We start from the raw sequence: 22635 nt of genomic DNA on the forward strand, positions 1-22635 counted from the left end.
GGCCCGGGACGTCCCGTGCCTGGACCTGTGATTTCGTCCGGAAATCCGGGATGTCGGTGGGACACTGGACCTCAGACCGTTGGGGGGCGTGCGACGGCGCGTGTGCAGGTCCGAAATGCTCCCGCGCGCCCCTTTTCGCGGAACTGGCATCCCCGCCGGGCGCATCCCAGTGGGTAGGCCAGAACGGGGCTTCGGAGAGGGCCCCGGGTCGTACGGAGAGACGTACGGGGGGAAGAGGGGGAAGTAATGCCTCGTTGGAGGGCCTTGCCGGATGAACTCGATCCACAGGTCAGGGAGTTCGCGGGCCAGCTCCGCCGGCTCGTCGACCGCGGTGGGCTGAGCATCGCAGCGGTGGCCGACCGCACGGGCTACAGCAAGACGTCCTGGGAGCGGTATCTCAACGGCAGACTGCTCGCGCCGAAAGGCGCGATCGTCGCGTTGGCCGAGGTGACCGGTACCGATCCCGTTCACCTGACCACCATGTGGGAGCTGGCCGAGCGTGCCTGGAGCCGTTCGGAGATGCGCCACGACATGACCATGGAAGCGATCCGTATCTCCCAGGCCCGCGCCGCGCTCGGCGAGACGGGCGGCCAGTCCACCGTCAAGGGCGGCGGAAGAAACGGCAGAGCGGGCCGCAGCGCCACCGCGACTCCGGGTGTGGCGGGACCGGCGGGCGTCTCGCCGACCGTCCCGCCGCAGCCGCGCTCCCCGAGCGATCGCGCCTCGCGCTCGCCGTACGGGGGTTCGCCGTACGGGGGTTCGGGCGCACCCTCGACCTCGTCGCCGTCCGCTCCCTCCGCTCCCTCCGCTCCCTCCGTCTCCTCCTCCGGGTCGCCGTACGGCGGGGTGGGTGGGGTCGGTGGGCCAGGGGCGGTCGCCGGGGGCGCGTCGCGCGTCAGTTGGGGAGCCGCACCGCCGTCGTCCCCGTCGTCCCCATCGGTCTCCTCGTCCTCGGCGTCCTCGTCCTCGCCGTCGGCTCTGGCGGGAGGGCGTTCGTCGTCGGTCTCCTCCGGGACCGCCGCTGGGGCTGCCTCTGGGGCCGCCTCGGTGTCGTCGGCGTCGTCGTCCCGGGGCCCGGCCGGTGCCTCGGGTACCGGTGACGCCTCGGCCCCCTCGGGGGTCTTCGGGCCGCCGCCGGGCGGTGGCGGCCGTTCCGACGAGGGCGACTCCGGGCCGAGGCGGCGCGTGACGATGTTCCTCGCCGGAGCCGTCGGCGCGCTCGTGGTGATCGCGGCGGCGTTCTTCCTCACCAACGGTGGCGGCAAGGACCAGGCCGAGGGCAAGCCCCCGACCTCACCGTCGACCTCGATCGGCACGAACCCCGACCTCCCGGCCGGCGTGAAGTGCAGCGGCAAGGACTGTGACGGCAAGGACCCCGAGACCATGGGGTGCATCGGCAACCTCGTCCGGACCACCGACGAGGCCACGATCGGCACGACCCGGGTCGAGGTCCGCTACAGCAAGGCCTGCCAGGCCGCCTGGGCGCGCATCACCGGAGCCACCCAGGGCGACGAGGTCCAGGTCGCGGTCGGGAAGACCAAGCAGACCGCCGCCATCGAAGCCGCCGGCGACAACATCGCCTACACCCAGATGGTCGCCGTCAAGGACGCGGGCGAGGCCACGGCCTGCGCGACGCTGGCCTCGGGCCAGAAGGGCTGCACGGGGTAGGCGGCGGCCCGGCGAGCCCCCGGAGGCCCGTCGAGCGGCCGCCCCGGCGGCGGTCACGTCACGTCATCGCCGGTGCCCGAAAAGTAATCACGGTGCAAGTGGAATGCCCGGCCGACTCCGGGGCAGGCGGAGAGTACCCCCACGGGAGTCCGGCCCGCCCGGGAGACGCACCACCCTCCCGGCCCGGCACCCCCACAGGCGGCCGCCCTGGTCCCACCCCCCCCGGACCGGCGGCCGCCTCTTTCGTGTGGTCCTCCCCGCGGCGCGACTTGTGGGGTGGGCCACACGAACCCCGGCCGTCCGGGATCCCGGATGCGCGGTAGCCTGACCACCGATCTCTCTTGACGCCAAGAGATCGATCATTTGTACGTCCCACGGGGCAGGGACGCCCCACCGCCAGCTGTCATACGGAGAACGCCATGACCCGCACTCCCGTGAACGTCACCGTCACCGGCGCGGCCGGCCAGATCGGTTACGCCCTGCTCTTCCGCATCGCCTCCGGCCAGCTGCTCGGCGCGGACGTGCCGGTCAAGCTCCGCCTCCTGGAGATCACGCCGGCGCTCAAGGCCGCCGAGGGCACCGCCATGGAGCTCGACGACTGCGCCTTCCCGCTCCTCCAGGGCATCGACATCACGGACGACCCGAACGTGGCCTTCGACGGCGCCAACGTCGGTCTGCTCGTCGGCGCCCGCCCCCGCACCAAGGGCATGGAGCGCGGTGACCTCCTGGAGGCCAACGGCGGCATCTTCAAGCCGCAGGGCAAGGCCATCAACGACCACGCGGCGGACGACATCAAGGTCCTCGTCGTCGGCAACCCGGCCAACACCAACGCCCTCATCGCCCAGGCCGCCGCGCCGGACGTCCCGGCCGAGCGCTTCACCGCGATGACCCGTCTGGACCACAACCGCGCGCTGACCCAGCTGTCGAAGAAGACGGGCGTCCCGGTCTCCGAGATCAAGAAGCTCACGATCTGGGGCAACCACTCCGCGACCCAGTACCCGGACATCTTCCACGCCACGGTCGCCGGCAAGAACGCCGCCGAGGTCGTCAACGACGAGAAGTGGCTCGCCGAGGACTTCATCCCGACCGTCGCCAAGCGTGGCGCCGCGATCATCGAGGCCCGTGGCGCCTCGTCGGCCGCCTCCGCCGCCAACGCCGCCATCGACCACGTCTACACCTGGGTCAACGGCACCGCCGACGGCGACTGGGCCTCCATGGGCATCCCGTCCGACGGCTCCTACGGTGTGGCCGAGGGTCTCATCTCCTCCTTCCCGGTCACCGTGAAGGACGGCACGTACGAGATCGTCCAGGGCCTGGACATCAACGAGTTCTCCCGCGCCCGTATCGACGCCTCGGTCCAGGAGCTGGCGGAGGAGCGCGAGGCGGTCCGCGCGCTCGGCCTCATCTGAGCAGCCCTCCCGGGGGCGACGTCCCCTTAGCTTGCCCGAGCAGGCCCTGTCCCGGTTTCGACCAGGACGGGGCCTGTTCGGCATGTTCGCCGCTATCGTCTGCCTACGCACGTCATGAGAAGCCGACGTCGGCAAGGGGGACGGGATGACGCGCTGGGACCCGCACCAAGGGCGCTGGGTGGACGAGCCGTCCGGAGCCGGCAGCCCCTGGCCACGCACGGCGGCCATCGTCGCACTCGCCGCGCTGCTCGGCGGCGGAGCCGGATTCGGGGTGTGGTCCCTGGCCCGGGACGACGACCCGGCCCGCACGACGGCCACGGACACCGCCCCCTCCACGCCCCCGCCCTCCCTCTCGGCGGCGGGCCCCCAGGACGACGGGACCTCCGCCCCGGCCACCCCGAAGCGATCGGACACGTCCGACGAGCCGAGCGGCGATTCAAGTGGGGGCGAGGACGGGGGCGCGCAGGGTGGCGTGGACGGCGCCCCCGGCTACGTGCGCTCCGACGACCCGGCGGGCTTCACCGTCCTCGTACCCTCCGGCTGGGACCGGACCGCGAAGACACCGACGGGCAAACCCACCGTCGTGACGTACGAGTCCCCGGACGGCAGCCGGATCCTCCAGTTGTTCCAGGTCAGCGAGGACACTCCCGCCGAATCCATGGACCTGGCCGAGAACGAGAACTACGGCTTCGCCCGCCTCCCCGGCTACCGCGTCATCGACCGCGCCGCCGACGACGACAGCTACTCCGAGGTCGTCTACCGCTTCGACGGCGACGGCGATCTGGGCGCCCGCCGGGTCGTCGACCACCGCTTCCGCACGGCCGACGACCAGATCTACGGCGTCCGCCTCAGCGCCCCCGAGTCGACCCCGCTCGACACACTGCGCGAGCCGGTCACGATGGCGGTCACCTCCCTGTGCCCGACGGGAGCGACCTGCCTACGGGGGTGAACATGTTCCCCCTTCACCGCAGCTCGCGGAAGAACTCCCGGAGGTCCTCGACCAGCGCTTCCGGGGCCTCCAGGGCGAGGAAATGGCCGCCACGGTCGAGTTCGGTCCACCGCACGATGTCGTGGTCCCGCTCGGCCCAGCGCCGGACCGTCACATCGCGCGCCGAGACCAGCACAGCGGTGGGCACCCGCGCGCCGGCACCGTCGGTCTCGCCCCAGGGACGCGCGGAGATCTCCTCGTAGTAGATCTGCGCGGCCGAGGCCGCCGTGCCGGTGAACCAGTACAGCGAGACGTTCGTCAGCATCCGGTCCCGGTCCACGCTGTCCTCCGGCAGCCCGCCCTCGGGGTCCGTGAGCTCCTTGAACTTCTCCACGATCCACGCCAGTTGCCCCACGGGGGAGTCGGTGAGCCCGTACGCCACCGTCTGCGGCCGTTTGGAATTGCACTGGAGATAGCCGTCGTTGAAGTCCTGCATGGTGTGCCAGCGCTGCTGCTCGACCTCGCTGAGGCCGTCCATCTCGCCCTCCGCCCCGACGGGGAAGGAGATCATGCCATTCAGATGGACCCCGACGACCCGTTCCGGTGCCTGCTTGCCCATCTCGGGCGCGATCCACGACCCGGTGTCATACCCCTGGACCCCATAGCGCTCGTATCCCAGACGGGACATCAGCCCCGTGAACACCGTGGCCATCCGGGCCGCGTTCATCCCGGGCCCCGCCAGCGGCGTGGAGAGTCCGAACCCCGGCAGCGACGGGATGACCAGGTGAAACGCGTCGCCCGGGTCCCCGCCGTGGGCCCGGGGGTCGGACAACGGCCCGATGACATCCAGGAAATCCACCACCGAGCCAGGCCACCCGTGCAGCAGCAGCAACGGCGTGGCCCCCGCCTCCGGCGACCGCACATGCAGGAAGTGCACGTTCTGCCCGTCGACCTCCGCCGTGTACTGGTCGTACGCGTTGAGCGCCGCCTCCTGCGCCCGCCAGTCGAAGCCGGTGCGCCAGTACTCGGCGAGCTCCTTCAGATAGCCCGCCGGCACGCCCCGGCTCCACCCCACACCGGGCAACTCGTCGGGCCAGCGGGTGTCCGCGAGCCGCCTGCGCAGATCGTCGAGCCGGTCCTGCGGGATCGCGATCCGGAACGGTGCGGGTACGGGCTCGGAGTTCGAGGGGAGCTGGGGGTGGGCGTGGGCCTCCGGGCGGGGCTCGGACACGGGAAGGGCATCGGGTGTCGGCTTCGTCATGGCCCCGACGCTACGAACCGGTTGGGTCACCTTCGGTCCTAACTCTGCGGCACCCTCATGACCATGCTGGAGACCTCCGGACGCCTGCTGAAACTGCTGGCCCTGCTGCAGACCCACCGCGACCGCGACCGCTCCGGTGCCGAACTCGCCGAGCGGCTCGGCGTCAGCCGACGCACCCTGCGCCGGGACATCGAGCGACTGCGTGACCTCGGCTATCCCGTGCACGCCGCCCGGGGCGCCGCCGGATACCGGCTCGGCGCCGGCGCGAGCCTGCCGCCTCTGCTGCTCGACGACGAGGAGGCCGTCGCGGTCGTGGTCGGCCTGCGCACCGCCGCCGAGGGCACGGTCACCGGCGTCGAGGAGGCCTCGCTGCGCGCCCTCACCAAGCTGGAGCAGGTACTGCCGTCCCGGCTGCGGCACCGGGTGACGACCCTGCACCACGCCACCGTCCGCGCGGGAGCGGCCCCGGCCCCCAAGGTCTCGCCGGACACCCTCATGACCATCGCCGAAGCCTGCCGCCGCCACGAACGCCTCCGCTTCGACTACGCCGCCCCACACACCTCCACCCCCGCTCCGCCCGCCGCCGAGCCCTCCACCCCGCCCGCTTCCGACCCCTCCGCCCCTCGCGTCCGCTCCGTCGAACCGCACAGCCTCGTCAGCTTCGACCGGCACTGGTACCTCGTCGCCTGGGACACGGACCGCGCCGACTGGCGCACCTTCCGAGTCGACCGTCTCGTGCCACGCACACCGACCGGACCACGCTTCGTCCCGCGCGCTCTTCCCGACGACGACGCGGCGACCTATCTCGCCCACCGACTCTCCTCCCGGGCCTGGCCCTTCCGCGCCACCGTCACCCTGCACGAGCCGGCCGCAGCGGTCGGAGAGCGGCTCTGGCCCGGCATGGGGGTGCTCGAACCCCTCGACGACGACCGATGTCTGCTGCACCTGGGCGCCGAGACCCCGCGCGACCTCGCCTGGATGATCACCTCGGTGGACGCCGACTTCACCCTGGACGCGTCAGCCGCACCCGAACTCGCCGACGCCCTGCGCGCCCAGGCGGAACGCTCGCTGAAGGCGATCCGCCGCCCGTAGCGGCCGCTGCGCACCCGGTTGGCCCTCTCTGGGAGTCGATCACTAGTCTGAGCGCCGGTAAAGCGCACATAAGACGGCGGCCGATCTTCGCGTACCGCATCGCGAACCGGCCCCGGTACGGCGGGGCTCACGAGCCCCACGGGGGAGCACACATGGGAGAACAGCGCAGGCGGCTGCGGTCCAGCACGGTCGTACTCGGTGGGATGGGGGTCGTCGCTGCGGCCCTGACCTCCTGCGGTTCCGATCCGGACCGCCGCTGCGTGGACCGCGACAGCTACGACTACGCCAACGGCTACAAGATCATCGCCGACAAGAACTGCAACTCGAGCTCCAGCTCCTCGTCGTCGTACGGCAAGAACCGCAAGAGCAACAGCAGCGGCAACCGCAGCCGGAGCGACTCGGTCGACGCCGCCTGGTACTACGACGCGGACGTCAGCGGCGGCCGCGCCGACTACGGCACCTTCAGCCGCAGCGAGGCCGTCGACCGGGACGGCTTCGGCTGCTCGGGCGACGGCGACGGCTCCGGCTCCAGCGGCGGCTGACCCGGCGGACGAGGCAGCACCATGGAACGCCGCACCATCGAACCCCGCCCCGGCTGGCAGGAGACCGTCGAGGAACAGGGGCTCATCTACCCGCTGACCCGCCACCCCGACGGTTCCCTGCGCCCCTACTGGGACGAGAGCGCGTACTACGTCTTCTCGCTCCCCGAGGTCGAGGCGCTGGAGGAGGTCGTCGAGGAACTGCACGGCATGTGTCTCGCGGCGGCCGCACACATCGTGGCCGAGGACCGCTTCGCCGACCTCGGCATCACCGACCCACGCCTCGTCGACCTCGTCGCCGAGGCGTGGCACCGGCGGGCCGAACTGCCGTCCGTCTACGGCCGCTTCGACCTCCGCTACGACGGGACCGGTCCCGCCAAGATGCTGGAGTACAACGCCGACACCCCGACCTCGCTCGTCGAGGCGGCCAGCCCCCAGTGGTTCTGGATGGAGGAACGCTTCCCGGGCGCCGACCAGTGGAACTCCCTCCACGAACGCCTCGTCGACGCCTGGAGGAAACAGTCCCCCCTGCTGCCGCCGGGCAGCCCCCTCTACTTCGCGCACTCCGCCGGCGACGAGCTCGGCGAGGACCTGATGACGGTCGCCTATCTGAAGGAGACCGCCGAACAGGCCGGACTCGCCACCGACTGGATCTCCATGGAGGACATCGGCTGGGACCGCCTCTCCGAACGCTTCGTCGACAAGAAGCTCCGCTTCATCCGCAGCGTCTTCAAGCTCTACCCCTGGGAGTGGCTCACCACCGACCGCTTCGCCCCCCATGTCCTCGCCACCCTCGACAACGGCGGCGGCACCGGCACCACGATGTGGATCGAACCCGCCTGGAAGATGCTCCTCAGCAACAAGGCACTCCTCGCCGTCCTCTGGGAGCTGTACCCCGGTCACCCCCATCTCCTCCCCGCCTATCTCGACGGCCCCCGCGAACTGGCCACCACCACCGGCTACGTCGCCAAACCCCTCCTGGGCCGCGAGGGCGCCGGCGTCACCCTCCACGCCCCGGACACCGCCTTCGCACCCCGCGAAGAACCCTGCTGCTACCAGGAGTTGGCCCCCCTCCCCACCTTCGACGGCAACCACGTCGTCCTCGGCGCCTGGGTCGTCGAGAACGAGTCCGCCGGTCTCGGCATCCGCGAGTCCTCGGGCCTGGTCACGGACGAGTACGCCCGTTTCCTCCCCCATGTGATCCTCTGATGATCTTCTGACATGCCTGCCTCCTCCCGTCGTTCGAATGGTGGACGTCCCGGCCCGCCGCTCCCGCCAGCCCGATAGGGTGAGCGGTGGGTCGTGACTGGCGCGCTGGGATGGGACGGACCATCGGGGAGCGACCCGGGCAGGATGAGTGCCGTGCGCCTGGGCCGTACCGTGAACGCTGAACGCAACGTCCGGAGGTCCCCATGTCAGCCGAGCCCCTCTCCCACGAGTCCACCGCCTTCCGTGCCGCCCTCGATGTGATCCGCGCCGTCGAGCCGCGCGTGGCCGACGCCATCGGCCAGGAGGTCACCGACCAGCGCGAGATGCTCAAGCTGATCGCCTCCGAGAACTACGCCTCCCCAGCCACCCTCCTCACCATGGGCAACTGGTTCAGCGACAAGTACGCCGAGGGCACCGTCGGCCGCCGCTTCTACGCCGGCTGTCGCAACGTCGACACCGTCGAGTCCCTCGCCGCCGAGCACGCCAAGGAACTCTTCGGCGCCCGCCACGCCTACGTCCAGCCGCACTCCGGCATCGACGCCAACCTGGTCGCCTTCTGGTCCGTCCTCGCCGACCGGGTCGAGGCCCCCTTCCTGGAGAAGGCCGGCGCCCGCCAGGTCAACGACCTCTCCGACGCCGACTGGGCCGAACTCCGCCAGGCCTTCGGCAACCAGCGCATGCTCGGCATGTCCCTGGACGCCGGCGGCCACCTCACCCACGGCTTCCGCCCGAACATCTCCGGCAAGATGTTCGACCAGCGCTCCTACGGCACCGACCCCGCCACCGGCCTCATCGACTACGAGGCCCTGCGCACCTCCGCCCGTGACTTCAAGCCGCTGATCATCGTCGCCGGTTACTCCGCCTACCCCCGTCTGGTGAACTTCCGGATCATGCGCGAGATCGCCGACGAGGTCGGCGCCACGCTCATGGTGGACATGGCGCACTTCGCGGGCCTCGTCGCCGGCAAGGTCCTCACCGGCGACTTCGACCCCGTACCGCACGCCCAGATCGTCACCACGACCACCCACAAGTCGCTGCGCGGTCCGCGCGGCGGCATGGTCCTGTGCGACGACTCCCTCAAGGACCAGGTCGACCGGGGCTGCCCGATGGTCCTCGGCGGCCCCCTTCCGCACGTCATGGCCGCCAAGGCCGTCGCCCTCGCCGAGGCCCGTCAGCCCGCCTTCCAGGACTACGCCCAGCGCATCGTCGACAACTCCCGCGCCCTCGCCGAGGGATTGATGCGTCGTGGAGCCACCCTGGTCACCGGCGGTACCGACAACCACCTCAACCTGATCGACGTCGCCACCTCCTACGGTCTCACCGGCCGCCAGGCCGAGGCCGCGCTGCTCGACTCCGGCATCGTCACCAACCGCAACGCCATCCCGGCCGACCCGAACGGCGCCTGGTACACCTCCGGCATCCGCATCGGCACGCCCGCGCTGACCACGCGTGGGCTCGGCACCGGCGAGATGGACGAGGTCGCCGGCCTCATCGACCGTGTCCTCACCACCACCGAGCCCGGCACCACCAAGTCGGGCGCCCCCTCCAAGGCCCAGCACGTCCTCGACGCGAAGGTCGCTGACGAGATCTCCCGTCGCGCCACCGACCTCGTCGCGGGCTTCCCGCTGTACCCGGAGATCGACCTCGGCTGACCCGGCCGACCTGGCCGACCTGCTGTGCGCCTCCTGACCGGCTCCTGACCGCCCCTGGCTCCTACCGGCGGTCGTCAGTCAGGCGTCCAGCAGCTCCTGACGAGGCCCCTGCGGCGGCCCGGACCCGTTCCGGGCTGCCGCGCGGCGCAGGAGGAGCGTGGCACCGCCGGAGCCGAGGAGCAGGCCCACGGCCAGGGCGGGTATCGCCCAGTGGGCACGGTCGGTCAGGCCGGGTGTGCCGGTCGCGGCCCTGACCTCGGCGGACGTCCCGGCGGCGCCTGCCGCGGGCCTGCCCGTCGCGTCGCTCGAAGGTGGCTCGTCCCGCACGAGGGCGCCGGAGTCCGGATCGCCCTGGGCCGCGCCCAGGATCTCCAGGCCGGTGAGAAGCTTCCCCAGCTGGTCCGGCTGCTTCGCCCGGTGCCAGACGCCGTCGCCCGGGGCGCCCGAGGTCTCCTCACCGGTGATGAGCGTCGTGTGGATCCAGATGTCCTTGGTGTCCGGCGCGGCCGTGTAGACCCGGTCCAGCCGCCACGGCGTCACGTCGTGGACCATCCACGTCACGCTGACCATGTCGCTGATCTGCTCCCCCCATATCTCCTCCCGACCCCACTTCGGGGCCTCCTCGCGGCTCCGGTCGAGCTCGCTGCCCGCAGGGGCGAGGAGCCTCTCCAGGTCGCCGTACTCCCGCTGTGTGCCGTACAGCGAGGCCGTCCGCTGACTGGTCGGAGAGACCAGCAGCACGCTGGTCGGCCCGCCCGCCACCGATGGCGGAGCCCCCAGCAGTACCAAGGCGAACGCCCCCAGCAACGCGCCCACCGCCGCCGTCAGTTGTCGCAGTCCACGCATCCGACACCCCCGATCGATCCCGGTGCGGCCCTCCCGCACTCGCGGTGTCATTCCTGGTACACCGCTCGACCCGCCGGGGTTCCCATCCGAACGGCACCGATCAGTCCAGCGAGTCCGCGATCTCCCGCGCCCGCGCCTTCGACTCCACGCCCTCCAGCCGCAGCGTGAACGCGTCGTCATGGACCCACAGCAGGGTGGGCCCCGCCGTGCGCTCCGAGCGGGTGTAGCGGGAGCCGTCCTCGGAGGTCATCCAGAAGCGCAGCAGGTGGGGCTCGGGGAACCACAGGGCGTGGTGCGCGCCCCCGCCCAGCTCGACCCACTCGACGGCTTGCTCGCCCGCCACGGTCTTGCCGTACTCGGGGGCCAGCCGGGCGGCGTACTCGTCGAGCCGGACGGTCCCTCCTCGCTCCTCCCAGCAGAGGGTGATCACGAAGCGGTCCTTCGGCGCACGTGTCACGGACACCGCGTCCGGGGTGCCCAGCGCGCCCGGCACGAGCGGAGCGAACCCGGCCCGCCGCGCGGCCTCGGTGAGCGAGACCGGGTCCGGGCATCCGGGCACCCCCGCGCCCGGTGAGGGCGTCGCCGACGGGTCGTACCGCACCTCGACCCCGCCGAAGCGGAACCAGTCGGCCACCGCCGCCCGCACCGGAGGGGTGAGGACGAGGGCCGTGAGCAGCCCGCACAGCGCGGCGATCAGCGCGCGCCACCGCGTGCGGGCCCACCGGCGCACCGCCCCCAGCCGCTCTCCGGCCCCCAGCCGCTCTCCGGCCCCCGGCGGCCCGACCCCCGGCGGCTCGGCCACCGGGGTCGGCACCCGCTCGGCGAGTATCTGCTGCAGAACGCGCTCGACCATGGTCTCGTCGCCGTCGCTCCCCGGCCGGTCCAGCGCCCGCCCGAGCGCCCGCAGCTCCCCGGTCAACCGGGCGTCACGCCCCTCACCCTCACCCTCGGAGCCGGAGCCGGAGCCGGGACCGGAGGCGTCCCGCCACGGTCCTCGCCCTCGCGCGTCGGCACGCCCCGGGTGCCCCGTACGACCACCGTCCTCGCCCCGCTGCTCTCCCGCTCCCCGCTCCCCGCCCCCGTCCGGCTCACGCACGCCCCTCACCCCCTCCGCCCTTCCGGCTCAGCGACTGCCCCGGCTCGCACTCCGGCAGGAGGCGGCTCAGCTTGCGCAGTGCTCGGCTCAGACGGGACTTCACCGTGCCTCGGGGCCAGCCCAGGGCGGCCGCCGTCTCCGGCTCGTCCATCTCCAGCAGATAGCGGTACGTGACGACCAGCCGGTGTTCCTCGCTCAGCTTCTCCAGGGCGCCCAGGAGCGCGACACGCCGCTCTATCTCCAGCGCGGCGACCGCCGGGTCGGCCGAGGGCGGTATCAACGGCTCGGCCTCCACGAAGGCCGCCTCCCGGTCGGCCAGCGATCGCTGGCGCCCCGCTGTCCGCACTGTGTTCCTCGTCTCATTGGCCACGATCGACAGAAGCCACGGCCGGAACGCGGCACCGTCCCGGAAGCGGCCCAGTGAGCAGTACGCCTTGAAGAAGGCCTGCTGCACCACGTCCTCCGCGTCCGCACCGGCGCCGAGCGCCCGCGCCGCCCGTAGCGCGATGCCCGTATGGGCGCGCACCAGCTCCGCATAGGCCTCCGGCTCCCCGGCGCGTACGCGTGCGATCACCGCGGCCTCATCGACGATGCGGCCCCCCTCCCGCGTTCTCACAACATGGGTACACCGCCCGGACCGGATCGGTTCCCACCCGTGTCACATCTGTTTCCGGTCGGTTCCGGAACGCCCCCGGACACCTGAGAGAATGGTGAGCATGGCCTCTGACCGACCCCGCGTGCTCTCCGGCATCCAGCCCACCGCCGGCTCGTTCCACCTCGGCAACTACCTCGGCGCCGTCCGCCAGTGGGTGGCCCTGCAGGAGTCCCACGACGCCTTCTACATGGTCGTCGACCTGCACGCGATCACCATCGCGCAGGACCCCGCGGACCTGCGCGCCAACACCAGGCTCGCCGCCGCGCAGCTTCTCGCCGCCGGTCTCGACCCGGAGCGCTGCACGCTCTTCGTCCAGAGCCACGTCCCCGAGCACGCGCAGCTCGGCTGGGTCATGAACTGCCTCACCGGCTTCGGCGAGGCCTCCCGCATGACCCAGTTCAAGGACAAGTCCGCCAAGCAGGGCGCCGACCGCGCGAGCGTAGGCCTCTTCACGTACCCGATCCTCCAGGTCGCGGACATCCTGCTGTACCAGGCCAACGAGGTGCCGGTCGGCGAGGACCAGCGCCAGCACATCGAGCTCACCCGTGACCTCGCCGAGCGCTTCAACGGCCGCTTCGGCGAGACCTTCACGATCCCGAAGCCGTACATCCTGAAGGAGACGGCGAAGATCTACGACCTCCAGGACCCCGCGATCAAGATGAGCAAGTCCGCGTCGACCCCGAAGGGGTTGATCAACCTGCTCGACGATCCGAAGGTCACCGCGAAGAAGGTCAAGAGCGCCGTCACCGACACCGACACGGTGATCCGCTTCGACACCGCGGAGAAGCCGGGCGTCAGCAACCTGCTGAGCATCTACTCGACCCTGACCGGGGCGGGTATCGCGGAACTGGAGCAGAAGTACGTCGGCAAGGGCTACGGTGCGCTCAAGACGGACCTCGCCGAGGTCATGGTCGAGTTCGTGACGCCGTTCCGGGAGCGCACCCAGCAGTATCTGGACGACCCGGAGACGCTCGACTCGATCCTGGCCAAGGGGGCCGAGAAGGCGCGCGCGGTGGCCGCGGAGACGCTCGCCCAGGCGTACGACGCGGTGGGCTTCCTGCCCGCCAAGCACTGAGCCGCACCACCTCTGCCCCCGAGCGCCTCTCGCACCACCGCTCGCACCACCGACAGCGCCACACATCACTCCCGCTGCGCCTGCCGGGAGGACCGCCGTGGCCGTACAGTCGATATCCGGTACGACCGACAGTCAGAACGACCGACAGTCCGTACGACCGGCGACCGTCACGACGGGCCGTGGCTGACAAGCACGACGAACTCGCACGACACGACGACAACTCGCACGACACGACGACAGGAGACGACGTGGGGACCGTAACGATCGGTGTGTCGATCGCGGTCCCGGAGCCCCACGGCAGCCAGCTCCAGGAGCGGCGCACGGGTTTCGGCGACGCCGCGGCTCACGGCATCCCCACCCATGTCACGCTGTTGCCGCCGACCGAGGTCGAGGACACCGACATCCCGGCGATCGAGCAGCACCTCCGTGAGGTCGCGGCGGCCGGGCGGCCCTTCCCGATGCGGCTGGCCGGCACGGGCACCTTCCGCCCGCTGTCGCCCGTCGTGTACGTGCGGGTCGTCGAGGGGGCCGAGGCCTGCACCTGGTTGCAGAAGCAGGTCCGGGACGCGTCGGGGCCGGTGGCACGCGAGTTGAACTTCCCGTACCACCCGCATGTCACCGTGGCGCACGGCATCGCCGAGGAGGCGATGGACCGGGCGTTCGAGGAGCTCGCCGAGTACGAGGCCGAGTGGCCCTGCACCGGGTTCGCGCTCTACGAGCAGGGATCCGACGGGGTCTGGCGCAAGCTGCGGGAGTTCGTGTTCGGCGGGTCCGTCGTGCCGCCGCAGGCGGGGGCGCCCGTCGGGGACACGACGCTTCCCGCGCGGTGAGCGGGTGCGCCGCCCAGTAGGCGGATCGCTCCGGAAAGGGTGGTCCTCTCGGGGCGCCGCCCCGGCAGGTCCTACAGCGGCAGGCGGCGGAACACAGCCCTCGGTACGTGCCTCAGGGCCGTCATCACCAGGCGTAGGGAACCCGGCACCCAGACCATCTCCGAGCGGCGCCGCAGCCCCAGTTCGATGGCGGCGGCCACGGCCTCCGGCGTCGTGGCGAAGGGGCTCTCCGGGCGGCCCGCCGTCATGCTCGTGCGGACGAAGCCGGGGCGGACGAGCATGACGTGGGCGCCGGTGCCGTGCAGGGCGTCGCCCAGGCCCTGGGTGAAGGTGTCGAGGCCGGCCTTGCTGGAGCCGTAGATGAAGTTGGAGCGGCGGGCCCGTTCGGCGGCGACGGAGGACAGCACGACCAGGGAGCCGTGGCCCTGCGCCTGGAGCGCCCGCGCGCACACCAGGGCGGACGAGACGGCGCCGGTGTAGTTGGTCTGCGCGACGCGCGCGGCGGACACCGGGTCGCGTTCGTCGTTCGCCTGGTCGCCGAGGACACCGAAGGCGAGAAGGACCATGTCGATGTCGCCCTCGGCGAAGACCTTGCCGAGGACCGCCTCGTGCGACTCGGGGTCGAGCGCGTCGAAGGTGATGGTGTGGGTCTCCGCACCGAGGCCGCGCAGATGGGTGGCCGCGTTCTCCAGGTCCTGCGACGGGCGCCCGGCCAGCCACACCGTGCGGGTGCGGCGGGCGATCAGACGGCGTGCCGTGGCGAGCGCGATGTCCGACGTTCCGCCGAGGATCAGCAGGGACTGGGGGGTGCCGAAGGCGTCCTTCATGACAGCTCCTGGGTGTGGGGGGGACAGAGGCGCGCACCGCGCGCGGAGCACCGCGCTCACAGGCCGAGGCGGCGGGACAGGTCCGACACGAAGACCCCGCCCGGGTCCAACTCCTGCCGCAGTGCGCGGAATTCGGGGAGCCTCGGATACATCGAGGCCAGCAGTTCGGGCCGTAGACGGGCGTCCTTCGCCAGGTAGACACGGCCGGACGCGGCCGCGACCTCCTCGTCGAGCGAGTCCAGGAAGGCGCCCAGACCGGGCATGCTCGCCGGGATGTCCAGAGCGAGGGTCCAGCCGGGCATCGGAAAGGACAGCCAGCCGGGGTCGCCCTCGCCGAACCGCTTCAGGACGGCGAGGAAGGAGGGGCAGCGGCGTGCGGAGATCCGGGCCACGATCCGGCGCAGGGTCTCCTCCCGGCCGTGTCCGACGACGAACTGGTACTGGACGAAGCCGGACCGGCCGTAGAGCCGGTTCCAGTGCGGGACTCCGTCTAGGGGGTGGAAGAAGGTGGAGAGCCGCTGGAGTTCGTCGGTGCGGGCCCGGGGCGCCCGGCGGTACCAGAGCTCGTTGAAGAGCCCCATGGCCGTGCGGCCGAGGAGACCGTCGGGGACGAAGGAGGGGGCGGCGGGAAAGCGGGGCGTCCGGAACTCCAACGGCCCCCCCGCGGGCACGTTCCTCCGGAACCGGAACGGCAACGGCAACGACGACGGCAACGACGGCAACGGGAACGCGTCACCGAACGGGGATCGCCCCCCACGCGCGCGCGTGGACGCCCGCCACGGCGCCCCCGGCTCCGGTGTCCTCGTCGACGACCGAGGATCGTTGCCGTGCCGCAGTGCCTCCAGTGCGTCCAGGGGCGCGTGATCGCCGCGGGTGAGTACCGCCCGGCCGGTCGCGGCGCCCCTGGCGAGCAGGTCGATCCAGGCGACCGAATAGCGGTAGTAGCGGTCCGTGGCGGTCAGGCGGGCGAGGAGGTCGTCGAGGTCGCGCGCGCGTTCGGTGTCGACGCACATCCAGGACGTCTCGACGGGGAGGAGGCGGACGGTCGCGGTGAGGATGACGCCGGTGAGGCCCATGCCGCCGGCCGTGGCGTCGAAGAGCGGGGTGCCGGGGACGACCGTGCGGATCTCGCCGTCGGCCGTGAGCAGGTCGAGGGAGAGCACATGGCGGGCGAACGACCCGGAGACATGGTGGTTCTTGCCGTGGATGTCGGCCGCGATCGCGCCGCCGACGGTCACCTGACGCGTCCCCGGGGTCACCGGCACGAACCAGCCCAGGGGGAGCAGGACCTCCATCAGCCGATGCAGCGAGACGCCCGCGTCGCACAGCACGGTGCCGCCGTCCGCGTCGATGGCGTGGACGCGATCGAGGCCGGTCATGTCGAGGACGGCGCCGCCCGCGTTCTGCGCCGCGTCCCCGTACGCCCGCCCCAGCCCTCGGGCGATCCCGCCGCGCGCCCCGTGCGCCCCGCACGCCCGTACGGCGGCCGCGGCCTCTTCGTAGGTCCGCGGGCGGAGCAGCCTGGCGGCGGTCGGGGCGGTACGGCCCCAGCCGGTGACCGTGACGGGAGCGGAGGCGGGGCCGGGACCCGGGACAGGGGCGGGGACGGAGGCAGGGACGGGGCGGCGGGGGCCGGCGGGCGGGGGAGCCGGGGAGGTCGAGGCGGCGTCGGCTGGCATGCTCGCGACCGTATCGCCGCGTATGCGGAGGATTCGGGCGCGTCGGCACGGCCGCTCTGTCGCCTCACCGAAATGGGTGATTAGTGGGATGTCGTTCAAGATTGCCGTAGCTCCGACCCGGTCGCCTACGAGAGTGGCGTCGCATGGATGAAGTTGACGTCGTCGAGGGTGTGCGGGGACTGGACCGGCGGCTGCTCTCCGCGCTGCACGCCCGTGGTGCCGATCCACGTGTCGCGAGCGCCGCACGCGGGCTCTCCCGGGTGGGCGAGCACGGCCTGCTGTGGCTCGCCGTCGGCCTTGCGGGCGCCGCCGTCGACCGGGAGCGGCGTCGCGTGTGGCTGCGTGGCACGGCGCTGACCGCCGGGGCGCATCTGGCCAGCATGGGCGTCAAACGCGTCGTACGACGGCCGCGCCCCGCCCACGTCGAGCCCCTGGTCCGCACGGTCGGACGGCACTCCTTCCCCAGCTCGCACGCGAGTTCGGCGGCGGCGGCGGTCGCCGTCGTGGCCCACGGAGCCCTGGGCGCCCCGCTGCTGCTGTCCGCCGCCGCGCCGCTCGCCGCCGCGATGTGCCTGTCCCGGCTCGTCGTCGGCGTGCACTACCCGTCGGACGTGGCGGCGGGGGTCGCCCTCGGGGCGCTCACGGCACGGCTGGGCGCGCGCTGGGTGGTGAGCGCCGATGACTGAACGCACCGCGACCGGGACCGCGGCAGCCGGGACCGCGGCGACCGGGCCCATGACGCCCGGCAGCACGACGACCGGGCCCACGGCGAGCGGCCTCGCCGCCCCCGACCGCACCGCGGCAGGGCACACCGGCGTCCTCGAACACCCGGCGGTTTCCGGCCAGGCGCCACCCCCCAGGGCCGGCCTCATCCGCGGGCTCATCCGGACGACCCGCCCCCGGCAGTGGATCAAGAACACCCTCGTCGTCGCCGCGCCCGCGGCCGCCGGGGAGCTGTTCACACCCCGCGCACTCGTCCAACTCCCGCTCGTCTTCGTCCTCTTCACGGCCTGCGCCGCCGCCGTGTACCTCGTCAACGACGCCCGGGACGCCGACGCGGACCGCGCGCACCCCGTCAAGCGTCACCGCCCGGTCGCCGCCGGGCAGGTGCCCGTGCCGGTCGCGTACGGGGTCGGGGGCGCCCTCGCCGTGCTCGCGCCGCTGGCCGCCGCCTGGCTCTGCCCGCCGTACACCACCGCGCTGCTGACGGCGTACCTCGGCCTCCAACTCGCCTACTGCGTCAGCCTCAAGCACGTCCTGGTCGTCGATCTGGCGGTCGTCACCACCGGGTTCCTGATGCGGGCGATGATCGGCGGACTCGCGCTGGGCATCCCGCTCTCGCGCTGGTTCCTGATCACCACCGGGTTCGGCGCGCTGTTCATGGTGGCCGCCAAGCGGTACTCGGAGGCCGTGCAGTTGGCCGACCGGGCCGGCGCGACCCGGGCCCTGCTCACCGAGTACACCGCCGGATACCTCCGCTTCGTCTGGCAACTGGCCGCCGGTGTCGCCGTACTCGGCTACTGCCTCTGGGCGCTGGAGGAAGGCGGCGTACCCACCACCGGCGTGCTGCCCTGGCGGCAACTGTCCATGGTCGCCTTCGTCCTGGCCGTCCTCCGCTACGCCGTCTTCGCCGACCGGGGCACCGCCGGCGAGCCCGAGGACGTCATCCTGCGCGACCGTGCCCTCACCCTCATCGGACTCGTGTGGCTGACGATGTACGGGCTCGCGGTGGCGGACTGGTGAGCCGGACGCGGCGGTGCCGGGAGCGATGACGTCCGGAGGGGATCCGTGAACCGGTGTGGGGGTACCCGGTATCGGGTGTCGACGACTGGGGCAGAGTTCGGATCATGGACTGGCTGAAAAAGCTTCCCGGGGTGGGTCCTCAGGTGGAGCGTCTGATGGCGACGCACGCGTGGCGGTCGTTCGAGCGGCTGGAGCGGGTGAAGTGGACCCGGCTGGCCGCGGCGATGACGTTCATCAGCTTCCTGGCGCTGTTCCCGCTGCTGACCGTGGCGGCGGCCATCGTCGCGGCGACCCTCGGCAAGGACCAGCAGCGGGAGCTGGAGGACCGGCTCGCCGAGCAGGTGCCCGGCATCTCCGACCAGCTCGACATCGCCGGCCTCGTCGACAACGCCGGCACGGTCGGGATCATCGCCGGCGCGCTGCTGCTGTTCACCGGCATCGGCTGGGTCGGCGAGATGCGCGGCTGTCTGCGCGCGGTGTGGGAGAAGGAGGATGCCGACGAGAACCCCGTCCTCGCCAAGGGCAAGGACGCGGGCCTGCTGGTCGGTCTGGGCGGCGCGGTCCTCGTCTCGCTGGCCGCTTCCGCCGCCGCCTCCTGGGCCGTCGGCCGGTTCGCCGACCAGCTTGGCATCGACCGCGACGGGTGGGGCGGGATCCTCCTGCGCGTCGCCGCGTTCGCCGTCGCCGTCCTGGCCGACTTCCTGCTCCTGCTCTACGTCCTCACGCTGCTCCCCGGCGTCCAGCCGCCCCGCCGCCGCCTCGTCGTGGCCGCCCTCATAGGAGCCGTGGGCTTCGAACTCCTCAAGCTCCTGCTCAGCGGCTACATCCAGGGCGTCGCCTCGAAGAGCATGTACGGCGCCTTCGGAGTCCCGATCGCCCTGCTCCTGTGGATCAACCTCACCACCAAGCTCCTGCTGTACTGCGCGGCCTGGACGGCGGAGGGCAGCAAGGAGAGCGCGCATGCAGAGGACCTGGCACCCCCGGCCAGTAACAGCGCCCCGTAAGGGGCGCGGGGAACTGCGCGATCACCACGACGCACCGGCACCCCGCATCCGGCCCCCACCAGGCAGACGCTGCCCGCCCCTACTTCTCCCCCCGCAACGGCCACTTCCGGTTCACCAGGAACACCGCACCGGCCACCAACACCAACACGCCCCCCATGATCCCGAGGGCGACCCCGACCCCGCCGCCCCCGCCGGAGGCCCCCGCGGCGACCGACTTGCCCCCCGCCCCGCCGGACGCGGACGCCGACGCGGTGGCGCCCGGCTGCGCACTCGGCTCGCCGGCACCCCCGCCGGAGGTGTCCGCGCTCTTCGGCGGCACCAGCTCACCCACCGGCGTCACCTTGCCCGCCGCCTTGAACCCCCAGTCGAGGAGGCTCGCGGTCTCCTTGTAGACCTGGTTGTGCTCGTCCTTCTCCGGATGCATGACGGTGACGAGGAGGGCCCGTTCGCCCCGCTGGGCGACTCCGGTGAAGGTCGCGCCCGCGTTCGTGGTGTTGCCGTTCTTCACACCCGCGATGCCCTGGTAGGAGTCCAGACCGCTGTCCCCGGTGAGCAGCCGGTTGGTGTTCTGGATCTCGAAGGACGAACGGCTCTTCTTGCCGTTCTTGCCCTTCTTCGTCTCGCCGGGGAACTTCGCCCGCACGGTGGAGCAGTACTTCCGGAAATCCTCCTTCCGCAGCCCCGACATGGCCATCAGGGTCAGGTCGTACGCGGACGACACCTGCCCCTTGGCGTCGTAGCCATCCGGGCTGACCACATGCGTGTCGAGCGCCTGGAGCTCCTCGGCGTGCGCGTTCATGTCGGCCACGGTCTTCTTCACCCCGCCGTTCATGGCCGACAGGACGTGCACCGCGTCGTTGCCGGAGCGAAGGAAGACACCGAGCCAGAGGTCGTCGACGGTGTACGTCTCGTCCTCCTTTATGCCGACCATGCTGGAGCCGGCGCCCACGCCCGCCAGATCGGCCGCGGCGACCTTGTGCTTGTCGTTCTTGTCGAACTTCGGCAGCAGCGTGTCCGCGAACAGCATCTTCAGCGTGCTCGCCGGGGCCAGCCGCCAGTGCGCGTTGTGCGCGGCCAGCACCTCGCCCGTATCGGCGTCGGCGACGATCCAGGAGCGGGCGCTGATGCCCTTGGGCAGCACGGGCGCGTCACTGCCGAGATTGGCCTGGGTACCGGGCCGGCCCAACAGTTCGCCGCCGACGGTCGACATGTTCGCCGGGGGAGTCGCGGACGGCGAGGCGCTCGCACTGGGCGACGGCTTCGCCGCGAAGGCCGGGCCGGCCGTCAGCATCGGCAGTGAGGCCAGGGAGAGGGACAGCAGGGTGGCTGAGGTGACCAGCAGGGGGCGCCTGACGGTCTTCTTGGAGGCGGACACGATCGAGAAAGTACATGGCTCCGACCGGTAAATCCCACTGGAACGCCCCGTGGCGCTCACGCTCCTGTTCACGCCCCCGCACACACCCCGGCGCGATACCCGGACGGACGGCGGCGATACTGAACGCATGAAGCTCAGCCGCCCCCTCTCCTGGTTCCTGCTCGCCTTCGGGGTGTGGAGCTGGGTCATCTGGATCGCTTTCGTCAAAAACCTCTGGAAGGACGGCAGCGGGCTCGCGTTCGACGACGCGGGTGATCCGACGGCGTACTTCTGGGTGCACCTGACGCTCGCCGTCGTCTCCTTTGTTCTGGGGACGGTCATCGGCGTCATCGGGTTGCGCGGGGTGCGCGCCCTCCGCCGGGCCGCGACCGGGAGTGCCACGTGATGATCGTCGTCTTCGTTCTGGTGCTCGTGCTGGTGCTGGCCCTCTTCGGGGCGCTGCACTGGTACGCGTGGCGCCGCCTGGTGCGGGACACGACACGCGGACCGGGCCCGGCCAGACGCGTGGGCACGGCGGTGTTCATCGCGGGGCCGGTGCTGATGATCGCCGGCTTCGCGGCCGAACGCATGCACGCGCCCTTCTGGCTGCAGCAGACGCTGACCTGGCCGGGCTTCATGTGGCTCGCCTTCGCGCTGTACATGCTCCTCGCCCTTCTGGTGGGGGAGCTTGTACGACCTCTCCTGCGCCGTCTGATGGAGCGGCGCGCCCCGGAGCCCGCGCTGCGGCCGGAGCCACGACCGGAGCCCGTGGTGCGCGAGCCGGAACCCGTCCCGGCCGGCGCGCAGCCCGCACCGCCCGCCGACTCCGCTCCGCCCGCCGACTCCGCGGAGGCCACCGAACCCGGGCAGCCGGGCCAGCCGCACTCGACGGAACCCCCGGCCCCGGCCGCCCCCGCGCCCCCGGCCGACCCCTCCCGCCGGCTCTTCGTCTCCCGGGTGGTGGGCGGGGCCGTCGCCGCCGCGGCCCTGGGCACGGTCGGTTACGGCACCTACGGCGTCGTGCGCGGGCCCAAGCTCAAGCGGGTCACCGTGCCGCTGGCGAAGCTGCCGCGCGCCGCGCACGGTTTCCGGATCGCGGTGGTCAGCGACATCCACCTCTCGCCGATGCTGGGCCGAGGCTTCGCGCAGAAGGTCGTCGACACGATCAACTCGACGCAGCCCGACCTGATCGCGGTGGTCGGCGACCTGGTCGACGGCGACGTGGCGGACCTCGGTCCGGCGGCGGCACCGCTCGCCGGACTGAAGGCACGGCACGGCAGCTACTTCGTCACCGGCAACCACGAGTACATCTCCGGCGCCGAGCAGTGGGTCGAGGAGGTGCGCCGGCTGGGCCTGACGCCGCTGGAGAACGCGCGCCGCGAACTGCCGTACCTCGACCTCGCCGGGGTGAACGACATCGCGGGCGAGGACGAGGGCCAGGGCCCCGACTTCGCCAAGGCGCTCGGCGACCGGGACACCTCGCGGGCCGTGGTGCTCATGGCCCACCAGCCCGTCCAGATCCACGACGCCGTCGACCACGGCGTCGACCTCCAGCTCTCCGGTCACACCCACGGTGGCCAGATGTGGCCCATGACCTATGTCGCCCAGGCCGCGAACCCGACCCTCGCGGGCCTGGAGCGCTACGGCGACACCCAGCTCTACGTGACCCGCGGCGCGGGCGCGTGGGGGCCGCCGGTGCGGGTGGGGGCGCCGTCGGACATCACCGTGGTGGAGCTGGCCTCGAAGCAGGCGTGACGGGTCGTCAGGA

General features: G+C 72.0%; 21 protein-coding genes and 1 riboswitch. Of the genes, 14 read left to right on the forward strand and 7 right to left on the reverse strand.

All coding sequences use genetic code 11. From position 1 onward, the window contains the following. The first annotated feature begins 246 nt into the window (after positions 1 to 246). The 3 genes from L3078_RS28795 (at position 247) to L3078_RS28805 (ending at position 4026) form a co-directional block, all read left to right on the forward strand. On the forward strand, positions 247 to 1668 hold the full coding sequence (locus L3078_RS28795) for a helix-turn-helix domain-containing protein (RefSeq protein WP_239756821.1): 1422 nt from the start codon (positions 247 to 249) through the stop codon (positions 1666 to 1668). A gap of 419 nt (positions 1669 to 2087) precedes the next feature. Further along, positions 2088 to 3077 (forward strand): malate dehydrogenase, encoded by a 990-nt coding sequence (locus tag L3078_RS28800; RefSeq protein ID WP_239756822.1) that lies wholly within the window; start codon positions 2088 to 2090, stop codon positions 3075 to 3077. 145 nt (positions 3078 to 3222) lie between these two features. Continuing rightward, complete coding sequence (locus L3078_RS28805) at positions 3223 to 4026, forward strand: hypothetical protein (RefSeq protein ID WP_239756823.1); 804 nt, start codon at positions 3223 to 3225, stop codon at positions 4024 to 4026. 13 nt (positions 4027 to 4039) lie between these two features. Here the strand turns inward: L3078_RS28805 and L3078_RS28810 are convergent, their stop codons facing one another. Beyond that, positions 4040 to 5266, reverse strand: coding sequence for an epoxide hydrolase family protein (locus L3078_RS28810; RefSeq protein WP_239756824.1), 1227 nt, complete (start codon positions 5264 to 5266; stop codon positions 4040 to 4042). A gap of 63 nt (positions 5267 to 5329) precedes the next feature. Between L3078_RS28810 and L3078_RS28815 the strand changes: the two genes are divergently transcribed. The 4 genes from L3078_RS28815 (at position 5330) to L3078_RS28830 (ending at position 9758) form a co-directional block, all read left to right on the forward strand. Then, on the forward strand, positions 5330 to 6358 hold the full coding sequence (locus L3078_RS28815) for a helix-turn-helix transcriptional regulator (protein WP_239756825.1): 1029 nt from the start codon (positions 5330 to 5332) through the stop codon (positions 6356 to 6358). Positions 6359 to 6510: 152 nt separating this feature from the next. Then, on the forward strand, positions 6511 to 6900 hold the full coding sequence (locus L3078_RS28820) for a hypothetical protein (protein WP_239756826.1): 390 nt from the start codon (positions 6511 to 6513) through the stop codon (positions 6898 to 6900). A 21-nt stretch (positions 6901 to 6921) separates the two neighbouring features. Continuing rightward, a complete protein-coding gene (locus L3078_RS28825) occupies positions 6922 to 8106 on the forward strand; it encodes a glutathionylspermidine synthase family protein (RefSeq protein ID WP_239756827.1) in 1185 nt (394 codons plus the stop codon). 83 nt (positions 8107 to 8189) lie between these two features. Next, positions 8190 to 8278: riboswitch (ZMP/ZTP riboswitch) on the forward strand. Positions 8279 to 8309: 31 nt separating this feature from the next. Continuing rightward, positions 8310 to 9758: a glycine hydroxymethyltransferase gene (locus tag L3078_RS28830; RefSeq protein ID WP_239756828.1), complete on the forward strand. Its 1449-nt coding sequence runs from the start codon at positions 8310 to 8312 to the stop codon at positions 9756 to 9758. A gap of 78 nt (positions 9759 to 9836) precedes the next feature. On the opposite strand, the gene L3078_RS28835 is transcribed toward L3078_RS28830, so the two are convergent. The 3 genes from L3078_RS28835 to L3078_RS28845 form a co-directional block, all read right to left on the reverse strand. Then, positions 9837 to 10604: a hypothetical protein gene (locus L3078_RS28835; RefSeq protein WP_239756829.1), complete on the reverse strand. Its 768-nt coding sequence runs from the start codon at positions 10602 to 10604 to the stop codon at positions 9837 to 9839. Between the two features lie 100 nt (positions 10605 to 10704). Beyond that, the gene (locus L3078_RS28840; protein WP_420864114.1) at positions 10705 to 11700 is read right to left on the reverse strand and encodes a hypothetical protein; all 996 of its coding nucleotides are present in this window, start codon (positions 11698 to 11700) and stop codon (positions 10705 to 10707) included. After that, a complete protein-coding gene (locus tag L3078_RS28845; RefSeq protein ID WP_239756830.1) occupies positions 11693 to 12316 on the reverse strand; it encodes an RNA polymerase sigma factor in 624 nt (207 codons plus the stop codon). The genes L3078_RS28840 and L3078_RS28845 overlap by 8 nt, the downstream gene beginning before the upstream one ends. A 100-nt stretch (positions 12317 to 12416) precedes the next feature. Here L3078_RS28845 and trpS point away from each other — a divergent pair, with 100 nt between their 5' ends. Then, positions 12417 to 13430: a tryptophan--tRNA ligase gene (gene trpS / locus L3078_RS28850; RefSeq protein ID WP_239756831.1), complete on the forward strand. Its 1014-nt coding sequence runs from the start codon at positions 12417 to 12419 to the stop codon at positions 13428 to 13430. A 248-nt stretch (positions 13431 to 13678) separates the two neighbouring features. Then, positions 13679 to 14260 (forward strand): 2'-5' RNA ligase family protein, encoded by a 582-nt coding sequence (locus tag L3078_RS28855; RefSeq protein WP_239756832.1) that lies wholly within the window; start codon positions 13679 to 13681, stop codon positions 14258 to 14260. A gap of 71 nt (positions 14261 to 14331) precedes the next feature. Here the strand turns inward: L3078_RS28855 and L3078_RS28860 are convergent, their stop codons facing one another. Next, entirely contained in the window at positions 14332 to 15087 is a 756-nt protein-coding gene (locus L3078_RS28860; protein ID WP_239756833.1) for a decaprenylphospho-beta-D-erythro-pentofuranosid-2-ulose 2-reductase, read from the reverse strand. 56 nt (positions 15088 to 15143) lie between these two features. Beyond that, on the reverse strand, positions 15144 to 16766 hold the full coding sequence (locus L3078_RS28865; protein ID WP_239756834.1) for an FAD-binding oxidoreductase: 1623 nt from the start codon (positions 16764 to 16766) through the stop codon (positions 15144 to 15146). A gap of 143 nt (positions 16767 to 16909) precedes the next feature. Here L3078_RS28865 and L3078_RS28870 point away from each other — a divergent pair, with 143 nt between their 5' ends. The 3 genes from L3078_RS28870 to L3078_RS28880 all read left to right on the forward strand — a co-directional run bounded on the left by L3078_RS28870 (position 16910) and on the right by L3078_RS28880 (position 19513). Further along, the gene (locus L3078_RS28870) at positions 16910 to 17452 is read left to right on the forward strand and encodes a phosphatase PAP2 family protein (RefSeq protein WP_239756835.1); all 543 of its coding nucleotides are present in this window, start codon (positions 16910 to 16912) and stop codon (positions 17450 to 17452) included. Then, positions 17445 to 18509: a decaprenyl-phosphate phosphoribosyltransferase gene (locus L3078_RS28875; protein ID WP_239756836.1), complete on the forward strand. Its 1065-nt coding sequence runs from the start codon at positions 17445 to 17447 to the stop codon at positions 18507 to 18509. Before L3078_RS28870 ends, L3078_RS28875 begins: the two co-directional genes overlap by 8 nt. A gap of 104 nt (positions 18510 to 18613) precedes the next feature. Further along, complete coding sequence (locus tag L3078_RS28880) at positions 18614 to 19513, forward strand: YihY/virulence factor BrkB family protein (RefSeq protein WP_239756837.1); 900 nt, start codon at positions 18614 to 18616, stop codon at positions 19511 to 19513. 79 nt (positions 19514 to 19592) lie between these two features. Here L3078_RS28880 and L3078_RS28885 read toward each other — a convergent pair whose 3' ends face one another. Then, on the reverse strand, positions 19593 to 20888 hold the full coding sequence (locus L3078_RS28885) for a D-alanyl-D-alanine carboxypeptidase family protein (RefSeq protein WP_239756838.1): 1296 nt from the start codon (positions 20886 to 20888) through the stop codon (positions 19593 to 19595). 127 nt (positions 20889 to 21015) lie between these two features. Here L3078_RS28885 and L3078_RS28890 point away from each other — a divergent pair, with 127 nt between their 5' ends. After that, complete coding sequence (locus tag L3078_RS28890) at positions 21016 to 21273, forward strand: SCO4848 family membrane protein (RefSeq protein ID WP_239756839.1); 258 nt, start codon at positions 21016 to 21018, stop codon at positions 21271 to 21273. Beyond that, positions 21273 to 22622 carry a metallophosphoesterase gene (locus L3078_RS28895; protein ID WP_239760503.1) on the forward strand — a complete coding sequence of 450 codons (1350 nt, stop codon included), beginning with the start codon at positions 21273 to 21275 and terminating at the stop codon, positions 22620 to 22622. The genes L3078_RS28890 and L3078_RS28895 overlap by 1 nt, the downstream gene beginning before the upstream one ends. The last annotated feature ends 13 nt before the right edge of the window (positions 22623 to 22635 follow it).

The organism is Streptomyces deccanensis (genome assembly GCF_022385335.1).
GTDB classification, from domain to species: Bacteria; Actinomycetota; Actinomycetes; order Streptomycetales; family Streptomycetaceae; genus Streptomyces; species Streptomyces deccanensis.